Raw genomic sequence first — 15,793 nt, 5'->3', positions numbered from 1 at the left:
AAGAAAAAAGTATAAATAAGGAAGATTTTCAAAAGTGAACTTTTGAAAATCTATAATTGTAAATTATCCTTATTGTTTTTTTATCTTTATACTTTATCTTGTTATTTGTTAGTTTTTCTTAAAATTAGTAATGCTATCACACCGGATATAGAAATTATCATTATTATTTTATAATGAATAATAAATGGATTTTTCCCAAAGCAATATTTTACAATTTCTTTTGATGAAACTTTAAAACATCTATTTATAGATGTAGTATCTATAAATTCTGCTTTATCATTTGGAGTATGAATTTTAGATAAATCATTATCACAAAAAGTTACAGCATCTATATTATATTTTCTAAAAGATTTATGATCACTGGAGTCCTGGAATAGATAATTAAAGTATATGTGAGCATTAGTACATGTAGTGGATATAGATCTTAAAAAAGGAGTTTTACTGGTATCATTTTTCCCACCCATTATACATAAAGGAGAAGAAGTGTTTCCACCGACCATATCATAGTTAAATACTTTTGCACCTTTTAAATATTTTTCATGTTTTTTCACAAAATTCTCAGAACCTAAACAACCAAATTCCTCAGCATTAAAAGCAACGAATATTATGTCACGTTTAGGTTTGCCAAAAGATTTAAGATATTTAGCCATTTCAATAATAAAAGAAGTTCCAGAAGCATTATCTAAAGCGCCATTATAAATATTTCCACATAAGTCACAGCCAACATGATCAAAATGTGCGGATACTATTACAGGGGGTAAATTAGAATTTGTACCCTCTATTTTACCTAGAACATTATTTACAGAAGTCTGTTTTACTTCAAAAGGAATATAGCAGCTTATAGAATAACCACTTTTAGTATATTGTTGCAATTTATTAAATGTATTTTGAGTTATCATAATACCCATACTTGTTGGATAGTTAGCTATAAATGAACTTCTAAAATTTATTTTGTTGTTTTCTGGAACATAAAATAAAAAAACGTCTTTTCCATCATTAATTTTAAGAAAGTTGTTGGATGCAAATTGAGAGTTTGTTTTGTTGAAGAAGATAGAATTTTTTTTAAAATTTATCATATCTTCTCTAAAATCTTTACCATATTTAAAATTGTGTATTAGTTTATTATTTTTATCTAATACATTGAGATATGGAGAATTATTAGTTATTCTTTTTGGATACTTAATAGTGAAAGTTTCAAAATAATTGTTTTCTACAGGTAAAAGACCAATTTCTTTAAATTGATTTTTTACATATGTTGCTGCTAGTTTATTTTCTAGTGTACCAGGTAATCTTCCCTTAAACCTATTTGAAGCAATATAATCAATGTTTTCTTTTACGTTTTTTGTATTAAAAGGAGATATACATACATAATTTTTAAAGCTAAATATGAACGATATTGATAGAATAATTGTTAAAATATTAAATATTAATTTTCCCCTTTTTTTCATGTTTAACTCCTTTAAATTAATATCTTTATTATGAATATGAAATTACATAAATATTTATGATAATGATATAGAAGTTAAATACTGGATTTTTATAAATTATTGTTGTAAAATAAATAACAGTTTAGTAAATATTGATTAATAACACTAAAGCTGTTATATAAAACTTATGTTTTGGAGGAAATTATGGAAAGTATAAAGAGTAAATTAGTTAAAGAATTTAGTATAAGTATTAAACAGGCAGAAAATGTTATAGAACTTTTGGAACAAGGTAACACAGTTCCATTTATAGCTAGATATAGAAAAGAAAGAACAGGTGGATTAAGTGATGAAGTTTTAAGAAATTTTAATGAGAGACTTGTATATTTAAAAAACTTAGAAGAAAGAAAAGAAACAATTATAAAAAGTATAGAAGAACAAGGAAAACTTACAGAAGAATTAAAAGTTAAAATATTAAAAGGTGAAACTCTTACAGAAATTGAAGATTTGTATAGACCTTATAAGCCTAAGAAAAGGACTAGAGCAATTATAGCAGCAGAGAAAGGGTTGAAGCCGCTTGCTGATGCTATTTTTAGTGGTGAATTTCAAGGCAGTATTAAAGAATATGCTGAAAAATTCTTAAGTGAAGAAAAAGAAGTTAATACAATAGATGAAGCATTACAAGGCGCTATGGATATTATAAGTGAGATAATATCAGATGAAGCAGATTATAGAAAATGGATAAGACAAATTGTTAAAAAAGAGGGAATTGTTCAAACAAAAGGGGATAGTAAAGAATCTACTACTTATGAAATGTACTATGATTATAGTGAACCTGTAAAAAAAATACCACCGCATAGAATACTTGCTATAAATAGAGGTGAAAAAGAAAAAATTTTATCTGTTAAAATAACAGTTAATAATGAAAAAATTATTAATTATTTAAATAGAAAATGTTTAAAAGATAATGAAGAAACAGATAAATATGTAATAGATAGTGTAAAAGATTCATTAAAGAGACTTATATATCCTTCTATAGAAAGGGAAATAAGAGCGGAATTAACAGAGAAAGGTGAACAATCTGCAATAAATATATTTAAGGCTAATTTAAAAGCACTTCTTATGCAGCCACCAATAAAAGGTAAGGTTATGCTTGGATATGACCCTGGTTTTAGAACTGGATGTAAAATAGCTGTTCTGGATGATACAGGAAAGCTTTTAGAAACAGCTACAGTTTATGCAACAGCACCACAAAATGATATAGAAGGATCAATAAAAATTCTTAAAGATTTAGTATACAAATATAATGTTGATGTAATATCTTTAGGAAATGGAACAGCAAGTCGTGAATCAGAACAAGTTATAGCAAGACTTATAAAAGAAGTAAAAGAAGAGAAGGCAAAAGAGTTATATTATGTTATTGTATCAGAAGCCGGAGCATCTGTATATTCTGCATCTAAGCTTGCTACAAAAGAATATCCAGATATTAATGTATCCTTAAGAGGGGCTATTTCTATAGCAAGAAGACTTCAAGATCCTCTTGCAGAGCTTGTAAAAATAGATCCTAAATCAATAGGGGTAGGACAATATCAACATGATGTAACAGCTAAAAAATTAGATGAATCATTAAAAGGAGTAGTTGAAGATTGTGTTAATACAGTAGGTGTAGATTTGAATATTGCTACGCCATCACTTCTTTCATATGTATCAGGAGTGACAAGTTCTATTGCTAAAAATATTGTAGATTATAGAGAGCAAAATGGTAAGTTTAAAAGTAGAAAAGAATTATTAAAAGTAAAGAGACTTGGACCAAAAGCTTTTGAACAATGTGCTGGATTTTTAAGGGTTATGGAGAGTAATCAATTACTGGACAATACGTCTGTACATCCAGAATCATATAATGTAGCTAAAAATTTACTAAAAAAACTTGGATATGTATCAAAAGATTTAAAAAGTTCAGATTTAAAGGGTATTGAAAGTAAATTAGAAAGTATAGATATAAATGTACTTGCAGAAGAATTGCAAGTAGGAATTCCTACTCTTGAGGATATAATGAAAGAACTTAAAAAGCCTGGTAGAGACCCAAGAGAGGAACTACCAAAACCAATTTTAAAAACAGGCGTTATGGATATTAAGGATTTAAAGCCTGAAATGATTCTTTCAGGGACAGTAAGAAATGTTTCAGATTTTGGTGCATTTGTAGATATAGGAGTTCATCAAGATGGATTAGTTCATATAAGTGAAATGTCAGATAGATTTGTAAAACATCCATTAGATATAGTTAAGGTAGGAGATATAGTTAAGGTAAAAGTTTTGAGCGTAGATCAAAAGAGAAAAAGAGTAGCACTTTCTATGAAGATATAGTTTTTAGCTTCAGATGGAGTTGAACCCATCTGAAGCTTTAAATTTAAGTCTTTAAGTAGTATATCTTTTCTAGTTATTAAACCACAATGAGTTTTACGGAATGACAACTAGATTATTAAAGACAGATAGGAAATAAAGATTTGTAAAGAAATAAGAGTTTATAAATATTATAATAAACTTTTTATATCTTCTGTTGGATGATTTGGGTAATCCAATACTTTGCCTTCCCAAGTCCTTATTTTAATTGAATCTTTTCCATGTGAAATCAAATATTGTGGAAGAATAGGAGTTTTTCCTAGTCCACCAGGTGCATTTATTATATAAGTAGGTATTGCAAGCCCAGAAGTATAACCTCTTAAGTATTCCATTATTTCTATACCATCATCTACAGAGGTATTAAAATGTGTTGTCCCAATAACATGTTTTGCATGGAATATATAATATGGTCTAACCCTACATTTTAATAGTTCTTGATTTAAAAGTCTCATAACATATTTATCATTATTTATACCATTAAGAAGTACACATTGATTTCCTAAAGGTATTCCTGCATTAGCTAATTTTTCACAAGCAGCTTTCGATTCTTCAGTTATTTCTAAAGGATGATTAAAATGTGTATTTATATATATTGGGTGGTATTTCTTTAATATATTCACAAGATCGTCTGTAATTCTTTGTGGCATAGTAACTAATGTTCTAGTACCTAATCTTACATAGTCAACGTGAGAGATTGAATGAAGCTCTCCTAAAAGCCAATCAAGCATATCATTAGATAGTGTAAATGCATCACCACCAGTTATTAAAACATCTCGTATTTCTGGAGAGTTTTTTATATAGTCTATAGATTCTTGAAGAACAGCTTTAGATGTATGACTATCACATTGGCCTATGTTTCTTCTTCTTTGACAATGTCTACAGTACATAGCACATTCGTTTGTTACATTAATAATAAGTCTGTCAGGATAACGTCTAGTTATTGAGCCCGCTGGATTTGTGAACTCTTCAGCCATTGGATCCGCATTGCCTTGCTCGTCTAAAAGCTCTAATTTTGTAGGAACAGATTGGAGTTTTACAGGATTAAATTTGTCATCGTCAATTAAAGAGGCATAATAAGGTGAAATAGACCATCTATAATTTTGTCCTACTTCTTTTACAGCATTTAGTTCATCATCATTTAATTTTACTATTTTTGATAGTGTTTCAACGTCAGAAATTCTATTTTTTAGTTGCCATTTCCAATTTTTCCAATCCTCATTTGTTGCATTAAACAATTTTAAGATTAGTTGTTTTTTTGAATTGATTTTTTCTTTTTGATTTTCAGACATTCCTCTTGGGATAGTATCTTTAATCTTTGTATAGTCTTCGATTCTTGATTTTAGTGTTTCAGCTCTTTCTAAAGAAATTTCTCTACTAGTTTGTTTCATAGAACATCTCCTCTCTAGTTTTTTAATTTAAAAAATTTGAAATATTTTTTAAACTAATAATAATATTTTACATTAAAATATTATTAAATTCAAACTTATAATTATTTCCAATAAGGATAGGCTCTAAAAACCAAAAATTAATTACATAAGTAAAAAATTATATTATAAACACATATATTATATAGTGTGATTTAAAATTAATAAAATATTCTTGATTTTTAAAGTTAAAAGACATATAATGAAATTATAATAAAATACTTAATCTTCGGGGCGGGGTGAAAATCCCCACCGGCGGTAAGAGCCCGCGAGCCATTTGGTTGATTCGGTGAAATTCCGAAGCCGACAGTTAAAGTCTGGATGGAAGAAGTTAAGAGAGTTAAATGAGTTTTTTGAGCCCTGACATTATGTCAGGGCTTTTTGAATCCTCTCTATACCCCGAAATAATATAGGAGGGTTTTCATGAAAAAGTCTAAGTTAAACAAACAAATCAAAATATCACTTTTAGCTGTTATAGCTTTTTTACTAATGTTTATAGAAGTACCAATACCTATATTTCCTGATTTTTTAAAGATTGATATAAGTGATTTACCGGCATTACTTGGTGCATTTACATTTGGACCTATAGCAGGAGTAGTTGTTGAATTTTTTAAGAATTTACTTCATGGAATATTTGTTGGCAAAACAGCATTTATTGGTGAGTTATCAAATTTTATAGGGGGTTCAGTATTAGTAATTATAGCAGGAAGTATATATAAATTTAAAAAGGATAAAAAAGGAGCAATAATAGCTTTAATTAGTGGTAGTATAGTAATGAGTTTAGTTGCAGGAATATTAAATTATTATATATATTTACCATTGTATGAAAAAGTATTAGGATTTCCTATAAATGCGATAATAGGAATGGGTTCAAAGGTTAATCCTAAAGTAGTAGATTTAAAAACTCTTATAGTATGGTCAATAATACCTTTTAATTTGTTAAAAGGATTTGTGGTATGTATAGTAACTAGAGTTGTATATAAGAGTCTTTCTCCAATACTTCACAAAGAAGAAGTAAAAGTTGTTGAAGAAAAAAAGTCATTAAATTATAAATAAATATTAAATAAAATTAGCTGCTGCAATATGTGATTTATTGCAGCAGCTTTCTAAATTTATATATCTCTATTCCACATTATGATAGCATCTTCTCTGTTGTTTGCATAATAAAATTTTCTAATGCCTTCTTTAATAAATCCATATTTTTCATAAAGTTTTTGAGCGTTTAAATTTGATTCCCTTACTTCTAAAGTTATTCCATAAACGCTGTTTTTTTTGCAAATACCAAATATACCATCCATTAGTAAATTGCCAATTCCCATACTTCTATATTCAGGGTGAACAGCTATACTTATAATATGAGCTTCTCCTACTATAATCCATATTCCAGCATAACCAACTACCATATTGTCTTTTATTGCAATAATGTAATATGCAAAATTATTTTGTAACTCTTTTATAAAAGAATTTTTTCCCCAAGGTACAGGGAAACTTAAAGAATTTATGTTTAAAACGTCATCAATATACTTATCTTCTAATGGTTTAATTAAAATATTATTCATTTTTATTCCTTCTTCTTTTTTTCATATTCTCTTTCAGCTTGAGATTTCCTTAAATAAATAGGACTGCAAGTATATAAATTATCATATTTGCCTTCTTTTAATAAATCTAAGCCTAAGTTTCCTAAAGATGATGCTTTTGTAATATTTAGATGAGTAGGAGCAAAACTAACAGTTTTTAAGCTTTCTGTAAGTTTTGCTTTAAATTTATATGTAGCATCACCAATAAAGGTAACACATTGCTCCTTATCTTTTAACAAGGATATTAATTCATCAATATGAATTGCCATATAATCACTAATTCTTTCTAGTTTATCATTTTTAAATATGAATAGTGCAGTATAAACATTATCTCTTAAAGCATCTAATATAGGACATATTATACCACTAGTATATGCTAAATTATTTGCAAGTGCGTCTAAACTTGAAATATTAATAACAGGTTTATTAGTACCTTGAGATAAGCCTTTAATTGTAGCCATGCCAATTCTTAAGCCAGTAAAAGAACCAGGTCCCTTAGAACATACAAAACCATCGATAGAATGTATATCTAATCCTGTATTTTTTAAAAGTTCATCTATTATTGGCATAAGAATTACTGAATGTTGTTTTTTATAATTAAAAGATATTTCACCTAATAATTTGTCATCATCTAAAATAGCACAACTAGCACATTGAGTTGCTGAATCAATACTTAAAATTTTCATACTTCTATCTCCTTTACATAATCATATCTGCTGCCATAATAATCAATATTTATTTTTCTATATGTTTCACCTAATTCAAGCACTTTACTAATTTCTATTGTTATATGTTCTTTTGGAATAAGATCAGTTATATAATTTGCCCATTCAATTACACTAACAGCATTACTAAATATATATTCATCAAAGCCAATAGCTTCAATTTCATCTGGGTCATTAACCCTATATACATCAAAATGATAGAAATTTAATCTACCTTCATATTCATTTACAATATTAAAAGTAGGGCTAGTTATATGATCGTCTATATCTAATCCCTTTGCAATTCCTTTGGTTATATGAGTTTTGCCTGTACCTAAGTCACCAATTAAGCATATTACATCGCCAGGATTAGCTAATTTACCAATTTGTTTACCAATACAAAAGGTTTTATCTACATTATTTACTATAAATTTCATAAAATCCACTCCTAAAATGTGAATAATTTTTACTATAAATATTCTATACCAAAAAACAGTAAAATAAAAGGTAATCTTAAAATTAAAGATTACCCATTTTTAATGTATTTTTTAGAGAATTAACAGCCATACCGCTAATTTCGCCTTCCATTACCATGTTTTCTATTATGTCAAAAGCTTTTTTATTATCTAGTCCTTTTCTGTAAGGCCTGTCTTCAGTTAGTGCTTGATATATGTCACATACAGCTAGTATTTTTGATTCTTCACAAAGATCTTCATTGGTTAATCCTCGAGGATAGCCTTTACCATTTAATTTTTCATGATGATTGGATGCCCATTTTTTTATATTATCTATATTTTTTATTCTACCTAAAATTATATTTGTGTAATATGAATGAGATTTTATAATTGCAAATTCTTCATTAGTAAGAGCTCCATTCTTATCTAATATATCAGATGGTATAGCTAATTTACCTATATCATGTAGAAGCCCTGCAATTTTCATTTCCATACATTTTTCTTCAGAATAACCTAAGTACTTGGAAACTTTATATGCTAAGTGTGATATTTCTTTAGAATGTTTTGCTGTAAACTTACTTTTGTTATCAATTACTTTTGAAAAAATGTAGGCTATATTTTCAAATTCATCTAAATTCAAATATATTTGTAAATTTGGAGATGTATCATCCAAAATAAAATCTATGTAAGATACGTTTTCTATATTAAACCAAAAAATATCTTTAGAACAAATTTCTAAAAATGCATTAATTATTTCCTCGGAAAAAATCACATTTGCTTTTGATTTTATCCAATTAATAATAGATTGCTTTTGTACATATGAGGAATAATTCTCATCATAAAGAACTTCTATTAAATCTGATATTCTAATTATTTGACTTTCTATAGGAATAGAAGAATTTTTTAATTCCATTGGTCCACTTCCATCATAGTTTTCATGATGATATAAAATTATATTTGATATATTGTTTAATTTAGGAAAAGCTTCAACAATGGACGAACCAATTAAACAATGTTGTTTTATATAAGAAGAATTATGACTTCTTTTTAAACTATCTATTGCTCCTATATCATGAAGTAGGCTAGAAACATATAATTGTTTAATTGAATTATTGTTTAGATTTAATTGTTTAGCAATTTCTAAACCAATATATGTAGTACGTTTTGAATGATGCATAAAGGTATGTTGAGAATAATCAATATTTGTTATATCTTCTATTATCTTTGTATTTTCAACAGAGCCGATTTCAGCTAAGTCTAGGGCTATAGCAATAGCTCTTATAATTTCTTCTAAACTAATTTTTTTCATCTATAATATCTCTCCTTTTAAGGAAACGATGAGGGAACAAATTCTTAACTATATGTACATTATACAATAATTTGTTGCGTAAAACACTTATATTTTGTAAAATATATATAAAATTGTTTATATTGTTCATGGTATAAAAATAGAGGTGTATTTTATGAAGAAAACTATATTAATTTTATTAGCGATTTGTATGTTATCATTAATTGGATGTAAGCATAAAAATGTGAGTTCAAATAAGCCAAAGGTAAGTAATAGTAAACAAAATGATTTTAAAGAAGATAAGGAGTCTAAATTAAACATATTAGTAAGCAATAAATTTTTATATTATTGTGTTAAAGATATAGATGGTGGAAAACATAATGTAGATTATTTATTTGAAGAAAAGAATAATGATATTATTATTAAGTATTATTATGACATAGATTATATTCCAGATTTATATATATATGATGAGTTTAATTTTCAAAAATCTTCAAATAAATATATAAATAAAATACAGAACAATAAAGTAGGTATTATAAATAGCTCAAGAGGTATAAATTTAATTTCTTATTATAAAAATATAACTAAATATGGTGAAGAAAAGAAAACTTGTTATTGGAATAATATAGATAACTATAAAATAATACTATTAAATGTGAAGAATGCTATAGTAGAAAGAGATCCTATAAATAGAGACTATTATGAAAAAAAATTTGATAATACTTTAAAAAAAATTAGAGAGTATGAAAAAGTTTTTAAAGATAAATTTAAATTATTGAAGGGTTATACATTTATAATACAAGGAAATTCTTTAGAATATTTTATGGCATATAGTGGTTTAAAATCGTTTATAATAAGTGTAGATGATACAAATAGTAAAGATAAAATAAATAATGAATCTAATAAAAAAGAAATTTTAAAACAACAAGATAATATATTAAATATAGTTAAGAATGAATGTGAAGATAAAGAAAAAATAATATTTATTTATTATGATGATAAATTTAAAAAAGATAACCAATCAGTAATAGATGAATATAATATAAAGTGTGTCAAGATAAATAAGATAAATTGGCAAGATAAATATGAACAAAACTTAAAATATGAAAAAAGTTTATTAGAAAATGTTGTGAAAAATTGTAATTAAATGAACCTTAATATATAATTAGTTTATATAATAATGATGGGGGTGTGTATTTAATGTTTGTTAATAACTTAATGTTACCAAAAGAAAGATTAATCACTGTTACTCCTAGGGACACTGTTAGTAAGGCACTAGAACTTATAGAAAGTAATGGATTTTTATCTATACCAGTAGGAGATGGGGATAAGTTTTACGGAAGTATATCAAAAGAAATGATATATACTTTTTATTATGAAAAGTGTTTAGACAAAAAATGTTTATTAACAGATTTTATTGTTAAAGATGTAATGAGAACAGGAGTTCCAACTATTCATCCTTTTGAACAAATAGAAGAAGCGGCACATTTTTTAGAAACAAAGAATATAGCATTTGTAGCTGTTACAGATGAACATGATTGTTTTAAGGGCATAGTAACTCACCATGCTATTTTTCATCAATTTACAGAACTATTTGGATTAAATAAAGGAAAACGATTAGCAGTAATAGCATATGATATTCCAGGTCAAATTTCTAAATTATCAAAAATAATTACAGAAAATAATGGAGATATATTGAGTTTTGTTGTAGTTGATCCAAAGAGTGTAACAGAAGTTAAAGAAATAGTTGTAAGAGTATCAGCTAAAGATGAAATATTTAAGCAAATAGAAAAGAAGGTTAAACAAAGCGGTTTTAAGGTTCAATAATGGTTTGAATTAATGAGGAATGAAAATCATTGGTTTTTATTCCTTTTAATTTTGCAAAAAGTATTGATAAGAGTAAGTATATATGTTATAATAACTAACGTGATTTAGGGGTATGGCTCAATTGGTAGAGTAGTGGTCTCCAAAACCATTGGTTGTGGGTTCGAGTCCTACTGCCCCTGCCATTTATCAAAATTTAATAAACATAAATACAATAATTTAGGGGTATGGCTCAATTGGTAGAGTAGTGGTCTCCAAAACCATTGGTTGTGGGTTCAAGTCCTACTGCCCCTGCCAAATTTGGAATATGATTTACATGCTAGAGGTCTTCAGTGTCTATTACATTGAATTCGTCTAGCATTTTTGTTTTGTGATAAAATGTTCTTCTATTTTTTAGTGATTAATGAAAGAAGGTATAATATGAAGAAAAAGATATTGAGTATTTTCTTATTAATTTTTACTATATTAAATTTAACATCAATAAAAGTATTTTCAGATGAATTTTATAAAAATACAAACACTAAAGATAAGAAAATGGTGGAAGCAAAAGTAACAGAAATTAAGTCTAATAGTAGAATGCTTGTAAAAATAACAAATGGAGATCATAAAGGAGAAATAGTTGAAACTAATAATACAGTAGCAGATAATGCATCAAATGATAGTGTAAGCGTTCAGCTTAGAGCACAAAAAGGAAGTAGAATACTTTTATATATAGAAGAGGACTCTAATGGCAAAATTGTTTATACACTTACTCAAGGATTTATAAAGTATAAATATATATTTTGGGTTGTAGGATTGTTTTGTTTATTATTAATATTAATTGGTGGAAAAAAAGGGGCTAAATCATTATTAACGTTAATAATTACAGGTCTTTTAATAATAAAAGTATTAGTACCATTAGAAATGAAAGGGATAAACCCAATTATTCCAACCATTATAATTTGTATATTAATACTTTTGATTAGTTATGCAATTATTAGTGGTTTAAATAGAAAAACTTATGCAGCTATGTGGGGGACTTCTATAGGAATATTAATATCAGGAACTTTAGCTATTATAATTGGAAATGCAGCTAAATTAAAAGGGGTAGATGAAAGTACTTTATCGTCTCTTATTTATATTTGTAAAGAAAGATTTAATTTTGTTGGTTTTTTATTTTCTGGAATATTACTAAGTTCTTTAGGAGCAGTTATGGATGTTGGAATATCTATATCTTCGTCTATGTGTGAAGTAGAGGAAAATAATCCAGAAATAAGCAATAAGGATTTATTAAAATCTGGAATGAATGTAGGAAGAGATATAATGGGAACAATGTCTAATACTTTGATTTTAGCATATGCAGGTGAGGCATTAGCAGTATTAATGATAGCTATGTCATATAATATGAGTTTCATAGAAACTCTTAATCAGGATTTAATAGCATCTGAAATATTAAAGGCAGTGTCAGGAAGTATTGGAATAATCTTAACAATACCAATAACAGCAGTATTAGTTATAGTGTTTAGGGAAAAGGAAAAGCGTGATAATAAAATAGAAAAGCAACTCTATGATTAGAAAAATTTTACTTTTTAATATGATACTGTTTTAATAATCTACATAAACTGATAAAATATATATTGAAAGCTTGATTTTTCACTTCTAATTGGAGGGTTAATGTATGAACTTTTATGATGTAATTGTAATAGGTGGAGGACCCGCGGGATTGGCTGCAGCTGTTTCTGCAAAAGAAGCAGGTGCTAAAAAAATAATAATATTAGAAAGAGAAAATAGATTAGGTGGAATGCTGAATGAGTATATTCATAATGGATTTGGATACAAAACTTTTGGAGAGAAAGTTACAGGACCTGAATATGCTCAAAAATTCATAGATAAAGTTAAAAATCTTAAAATACAATATAAAATAAATACTACAGTTTTGAAATTAACGGATAACAAAAATATATTAGCTGTTAATGAAGAAGAGGGAATAATAAATTTACAATCAAAAGCTGTAATATTAGCTATGGGTTCTAGAGAACACCCTAGAGGTACTATAAGTATACCACGAACAAAGTGTTCAGGTATATATACTTCAGGTACAGCACATAAATTTATAAATATAGAAGGTTTTTTACCCGGTAAAAAAGTAGTGATTTATGGTGCTAATAATTTAGGACTTTTGACAGCTAGAAGACTTAGAATAGAAGGAGCAAATGTTAAAGCTGTAGTGGAAAAAAACAAACAACCCAAAGCTTTGAAAAATTTTGTCAATGATTGTTTAAAGGATTTTGATATACCTCTTAAATTAGGATATTCAATAGTTGACATTAAAGGAAAAGAAAGAGTTGAAGGATTAACTATAGCGAAAGTTAATGAAGATAAAAAGCCAATAAGAGAAACCATAGAAAAAATAGATTGTGATACATTACTTTTGTCAGTAAGTTTGTCACCTGAAATTGAAATTTTAAATAATACTAATATAAAGGTAAGCGGTAGCTCCAATGGTACAAAAATAGATAAAAATATGAGTACTAATGTTAAAGGAATATTTGCTTGTGGAAATGTAGTAGATATTCATAATTATGTTGATGATGTTACATTGCAGGGGATTAGTGCTGGAGAAAACGCAGTGAAATTTATAAATACATATAATTCTATAGTATGAAATAAAAAACTATGATAAATGCTATGCTTATGTAAAATAAATTATTACTTAATAGTGAAAATTTGAGAGCTGAGAAATATAGTATATTAATTTTAAACTCTCAAATTTTTACTATGTCACTATTAGAATTATATTAAAATAATTTTTTGAAACAAGTTTTACAAATCTTTGAAGTACCTTTATTAACAGAAAGAGATTCACCATTCTTTATAGGTTTTCCACAGATTTCACACAAAGGTGAATCTGAAATATCACTGGTTTTGCTAGGTTTATTTATTTTTTTTGTAGGGTATTTTTTATTAGGTGGAGGTGAGTACTCTATTGGTTTGTTTGAAATTGAATTTTCTATTATATTATAATTTATAGAGTATTTACTTTCACATAACAATTCAAGTTCAAAACGAGGATTTTCTTTATCATAATTTTCTTCAATTATTAGTCTTCGTACTTGAGCATCATTTATAATTAGTCCACTTTTTTCAATACCATCAAAAATGCTTTTAGTTATATTAGTAGTATCAGGATGCCTTTTGCTGCTTTTATAGTATACTTTTAGGATTGCTATTAAAGATTCAGTAAGTATGGTATTAGGATTCTGTATTCTTGCCTCATAGGCAATTTGTTCTTCATACAAGGCATATCTATCATGATATTTTCCAGAATTATAAGGAAGTATAGCTCTTCCATGTATATTGGAAAGTTTAAAATTAGATTTTGTAATGGGTGAACCTTTAACTATAACTTTTGCATAAGTATTTTCCATTTTGATGCTCCTTCTGTAAATATTTATATAGTTAATTATATCATAACATTACAAAAAAATTTATTCTATATTAATAGCTGCGCTAATACTTAAATATCCTATAAGTAGTAGATATGAGTGCCTCAGTGTCTGTATAAGTCTAATCAGTAATCGTTTGGTATATTTTTCAAGATAATTTGATATGTGTTTTAAATTATATTATTATATACATGATACTAATGTAATTAATGATAAAATATTTTGTAAGTGAGGTAATTTACATGAATAAGGATATAAAGATACTGGCTATAGAAAGTAGTTGTGATGAAACATCTGCAGCAGTAGTAGTAAATGGTAGAAAAGTATTGTCAAATATAATAGCATCTCAAATTGATATACATACAAAGTTTGGCGGAGTTGTTCCAGAAGTAGCATCTAGAAAACACATAGAAGTAATAAGTACAGTGGTACAAGAAGCATTAGAAAAAGCTAATGTAACCTTTGATGATATAGATGCTGTTGGAGTAACTTATGGACCAGGGCTTGTAGGAGCATTATTGGTAGGATTACAATATGCTAAAGGACTTTCCTATGCTTTAAATAAGCCATTGATAGGAGTTAATCATATAGAGGGACATATAAGTGCAAACTTTATAGAATATAAAGAATTAGAGCCACCTTTTGTATGTTTAGTAGTATCTGGAGGGCATACATTCATAGTTCACATGAAGGATTATGGTGAGTTTGAAGTTTTAGGTCAAACAAGAGATGATGCAGCAGGGGAGGCTTTTGATAAAGTAGCAAGATCAATAGGACTTGGATATCCAGGAGGTCCTAAAATAGATAAAATTTCAAAACAAGGAAATGCAGAAGCAATAAAATTTCCAAGAGCAAATTTTCATAAGGAATGTTTAGATTTTTCTTTCAGTGGTGTTAAATCTGCTGTACTAAATTATTTAAATAGTAAAAAAATGAAGGAAGAAGAAATCGTAAGGGAAGATGTAGCAGCTTCATTTCAAAAGGCAGTAGTAGATGTATTAGTGGAAAATGCTATAAAGGCGTGTAAATTAAAAAAAGTGGATAAAATAGCTATAGCAGGAGGAGTGGCCTCAAATTCATGTCTTAGAGAAACTATGATAAAAGAATGTGAAAAGGAAGGAATAAAGGTATTATTTCCACCACTAGTTTTATGCACTGACAATGCAGCAATGATAGGAAGTGCAGCATATTTTGAATATAAACAAGGAAAAACAGCGCCACTTACATTAAATGCAGTACCTAATTTAAAATTAGGCCAAAGATAAAGAA

Annotated in this window: 14 protein-coding genes, 2 tRNA genes and 1 riboswitch; of the genes, 9 read left to right on the top strand and 7 right to left on the bottom strand. The window is 27.2% G+C overall.

Annotated features, from left to right (window positions below):
- Positions 1 to 101: 101 nt before the first annotated feature.
- Complete coding sequence (locus ACFIJ5_RS15470; protein ID WP_379808605.1) at positions 102 to 1,448, bottom strand: M28 family metallopeptidase; 1,347 nt, start codon at positions 1,446 to 1,448, stop codon at positions 102 to 104.
- A gap of 183 nt (positions 1,449 to 1,631) precedes the next feature.
- Between ACFIJ5_RS15470 and ACFIJ5_RS15465 the strand changes: the two genes are divergently transcribed.
- A complete protein-coding gene (locus tag ACFIJ5_RS15465) occupies positions 1,632 to 3,788 on the top strand; it encodes a Tex family protein (RefSeq protein WP_379808603.1) in 2,157 nt (718 codons plus the stop codon).
- Between the two features lie 167 nt (positions 3,789 to 3,955).
- Here the strand turns inward: ACFIJ5_RS15465 and eam are convergent, their stop codons facing one another.
- Positions 3,956 to 5,212, bottom strand: coding sequence for a glutamate 2,3-aminomutase (gene eam / locus ACFIJ5_RS15460; protein WP_379808601.1), 1,257 nt, complete (start codon positions 5,210 to 5,212; stop codon positions 3,956 to 3,958).
- Positions 5,213 to 5,469: 257 nt separating this feature from the next.
- Positions 5,470 to 5,585: riboswitch (FMN riboswitch) on the top strand.
- A gap of 86 nt (positions 5,586 to 5,671) precedes the next feature.
- Here eam and ACFIJ5_RS15455 point away from each other — a divergent pair.
- The gene (locus tag ACFIJ5_RS15455) at positions 5,672 to 6,304 is read left to right on the top strand and encodes an ECF transporter S component (protein ID WP_379808599.1); all 633 of its coding nucleotides are present in this window, start codon (positions 5,672 to 5,674) and stop codon (positions 6,302 to 6,304) included.
- A gap of 56 nt (positions 6,305 to 6,360) precedes the next feature.
- Here ACFIJ5_RS15455 and rimI read toward each other — a convergent pair whose 3' ends face one another.
- The 4 genes from rimI to ACFIJ5_RS15435 all read right to left on the bottom strand — a co-directional run bounded on the left by rimI (position 6,361) and on the right by ACFIJ5_RS15435 (position 9,293).
- Positions 6,361 to 6,807: a ribosomal protein S18-alanine N-acetyltransferase gene (rimI, locus tag ACFIJ5_RS15450; protein WP_379808597.1), complete on the bottom strand. Its 447-nt coding sequence runs from the start codon at positions 6,805 to 6,807 to the stop codon at positions 6,361 to 6,363.
- A 2-nt stretch (positions 6,808 to 6,809) separates the two neighbouring features.
- Entirely contained in the window at positions 6,810 to 7,511 is a 702-nt protein-coding gene (gene tsaB / locus ACFIJ5_RS15445; RefSeq protein ID WP_379808595.1) for a tRNA (adenosine(37)-N6)-threonylcarbamoyltransferase complex dimerization subunit type 1 TsaB, read from the bottom strand.
- Positions 7,508 to 7,966 carry a tRNA (adenosine(37)-N6)-threonylcarbamoyltransferase complex ATPase subunit type 1 TsaE gene (gene tsaE, locus ACFIJ5_RS15440; protein ID WP_379808593.1) on the bottom strand — a complete coding sequence of 153 codons (459 nt, stop codon included), beginning with the start codon at positions 7,964 to 7,966 and terminating at the stop codon, positions 7,508 to 7,510. Before tsaE ends, tsaB begins: the two co-directional genes overlap by 4 nt.
- A gap of 82 nt (positions 7,967 to 8,048) precedes the next feature.
- Positions 8,049 to 9,293 (bottom strand): HD-GYP domain-containing protein, encoded by a 1,245-nt coding sequence (locus tag ACFIJ5_RS15435; protein WP_379808591.1) that lies wholly within the window; start codon positions 9,291 to 9,293, stop codon positions 8,049 to 8,051.
- Positions 9,294 to 9,447: 154 nt separating this feature from the next.
- On the opposite strand from ACFIJ5_RS15435, the gene ACFIJ5_RS15430 reads away from it, so the two are divergent.
- The 6 genes from ACFIJ5_RS15430 to ACFIJ5_RS15405 all read left to right on the top strand — a co-directional run bounded on the left by ACFIJ5_RS15430 (position 9,448) and on the right by ACFIJ5_RS15405 (position 13,743).
- Complete coding sequence (locus ACFIJ5_RS15430) at positions 9,448 to 10,422, top strand: metal ABC transporter substrate-binding protein (protein ID WP_379808589.1); 975 nt, start codon at positions 9,448 to 9,450, stop codon at positions 10,420 to 10,422.
- Between the two features lie 53 nt (positions 10,423 to 10,475).
- Positions 10,476 to 11,102 carry a CBS domain-containing protein gene (locus ACFIJ5_RS15425; protein ID WP_379808587.1) on the top strand — a complete coding sequence of 209 codons (627 nt, stop codon included), beginning with the start codon at positions 10,476 to 10,478 and terminating at the stop codon, positions 11,100 to 11,102.
- Between the two features lie 106 nt (positions 11,103 to 11,208).
- A tRNA-Trp gene (locus tag ACFIJ5_RS15420) sits at positions 11,209 to 11,284 on the top strand.
- A 36-nt stretch (positions 11,285 to 11,320) separates the two neighbouring features.
- A tRNA-Trp gene (locus tag ACFIJ5_RS15415) sits at positions 11,321 to 11,396 on the top strand.
- A 123-nt stretch (positions 11,397 to 11,519) separates the two neighbouring features.
- Positions 11,520 to 12,653 carry a YibE/F family protein gene (locus ACFIJ5_RS15410; protein ID WP_379808585.1) on the top strand — a complete coding sequence of 378 codons (1,134 nt, stop codon included), beginning with the start codon at positions 11,520 to 11,522 and terminating at the stop codon, positions 12,651 to 12,653.
- Positions 12,654 to 12,756: 103 nt separating this feature from the next.
- Positions 12,757 to 13,743 (top strand): NAD(P)/FAD-dependent oxidoreductase, encoded by a 987-nt coding sequence (locus tag ACFIJ5_RS15405; protein WP_379808583.1) that lies wholly within the window; start codon positions 12,757 to 12,759, stop codon positions 13,741 to 13,743.
- A gap of 133 nt (positions 13,744 to 13,876) precedes the next feature.
- Here ACFIJ5_RS15405 and ACFIJ5_RS15400 read toward each other — a convergent pair whose 3' ends face one another.
- On the bottom strand, positions 13,877 to 14,506 hold the full coding sequence (locus tag ACFIJ5_RS15400) for a RusA family crossover junction endodeoxyribonuclease (protein ID WP_379808581.1): 630 nt from the start codon (positions 14,504 to 14,506) through the stop codon (positions 13,877 to 13,879).
- Between the two features lie 260 nt (positions 14,507 to 14,766).
- Between ACFIJ5_RS15400 and tsaD the strand changes: the two genes are divergently transcribed.
- Positions 14,767 to 15,789 carry a tRNA (adenosine(37)-N6)-threonylcarbamoyltransferase complex transferase subunit TsaD gene (gene tsaD / locus ACFIJ5_RS15395; RefSeq protein ID WP_379808579.1) on the top strand — a complete coding sequence of 341 codons (1,023 nt, stop codon included), beginning with the start codon at positions 14,767 to 14,769 and terminating at the stop codon, positions 15,787 to 15,789.
- Positions 15,790 to 15,793 lie beyond the last annotated feature (4 nt).

It is taken from the genome of Haloimpatiens myeolchijeotgali (assembly GCF_042688525.2).
In the GTDB taxonomy this organism is placed as follows: Bacteria; Bacillota; Clostridia; order Clostridiales; family Clostridiaceae; genus Haloimpatiens.
Note: the sequence above shows the minus strand (reverse complement) of the source record. Positions and strands in the feature narration are given on the sequence as shown.

What these genes read in the sequence shown, in the direction of transcription:
- rimI (WP_379808597.1), bottom strand. Translation starts at nt 6,807, where the DNA reads ATGAATAATATTTTAATTAAACCATTAGAAGATAAGTATATTGATGAC.
- eam (WP_379808601.1), bottom strand. Translation starts at nt 5,212, where the DNA reads ATGAAACAAACTAGTAGAGAAATTTCTTTAGAAAGAGCTGAAACACTA.
- tsaB (WP_379808595.1), bottom strand. Translation starts at nt 7,511, where the DNA reads ATGAAAATTTTAAGTATTGATTCAGCAACTCAATGTGCTAGTTGTGCT.
- tsaE (WP_379808593.1), bottom strand. Translation starts at nt 7,966, where the DNA reads ATGAAATTTATAGTAAATAATGTAGATAAAACCTTTTGTATTGGTAAA.
- ACFIJ5_RS15435 (WP_379808591.1), bottom strand. Translation starts at nt 9,293, where the DNA reads ATGAAAAAAATTAGTTTAGAAGAAATTATAAGAGCTATTGCTATAGCC.
- ACFIJ5_RS15400 (WP_379808581.1), bottom strand. Translation starts at nt 14,506, where the DNA reads ATGGAAAATACTTATGCAAAAGTTATAGTTAAAGGTTCACCCATTACA.
- ACFIJ5_RS15465 (WP_379808603.1), top strand. Translation starts at nt 1,632, where the DNA reads ATGGAAAGTATAAAGAGTAAATTAGTTAAAGAATTTAGTATAAGTATT.
- ACFIJ5_RS15470 (WP_379808605.1), bottom strand. Translation starts at nt 1,448, where the DNA reads ATGAAAAAAAGGGGAAAATTAATATTTAATATTTTAACAATTATTCTA.
- ACFIJ5_RS15410 (WP_379808585.1), top strand. Translation starts at nt 11,520, where the DNA reads ATGAAGAAAAAGATATTGAGTATTTTCTTATTAATTTTTACTATATTA.
- tsaD (WP_379808579.1), top strand. Translation starts at nt 14,767, where the DNA reads ATGAATAAGGATATAAAGATACTGGCTATAGAAAGTAGTTGTGATGAA.
- ACFIJ5_RS15405 (WP_379808583.1), top strand. Translation starts at nt 12,757, where the DNA reads ATGAACTTTTATGATGTAATTGTAATAGGTGGAGGACCCGCGGGATTG.
- ACFIJ5_RS15455 (WP_379808599.1), top strand. Translation starts at nt 5,672, where the DNA reads ATGAAAAAGTCTAAGTTAAACAAACAAATCAAAATATCACTTTTAGCT.
- ACFIJ5_RS15425 (WP_379808587.1), top strand. Translation starts at nt 10,476, where the DNA reads ATGTTTGTTAATAACTTAATGTTACCAAAAGAAAGATTAATCACTGTT.
- ACFIJ5_RS15430 (WP_379808589.1), top strand. Translation starts at nt 9,448, where the DNA reads ATGAAGAAAACTATATTAATTTTATTAGCGATTTGTATGTTATCATTA.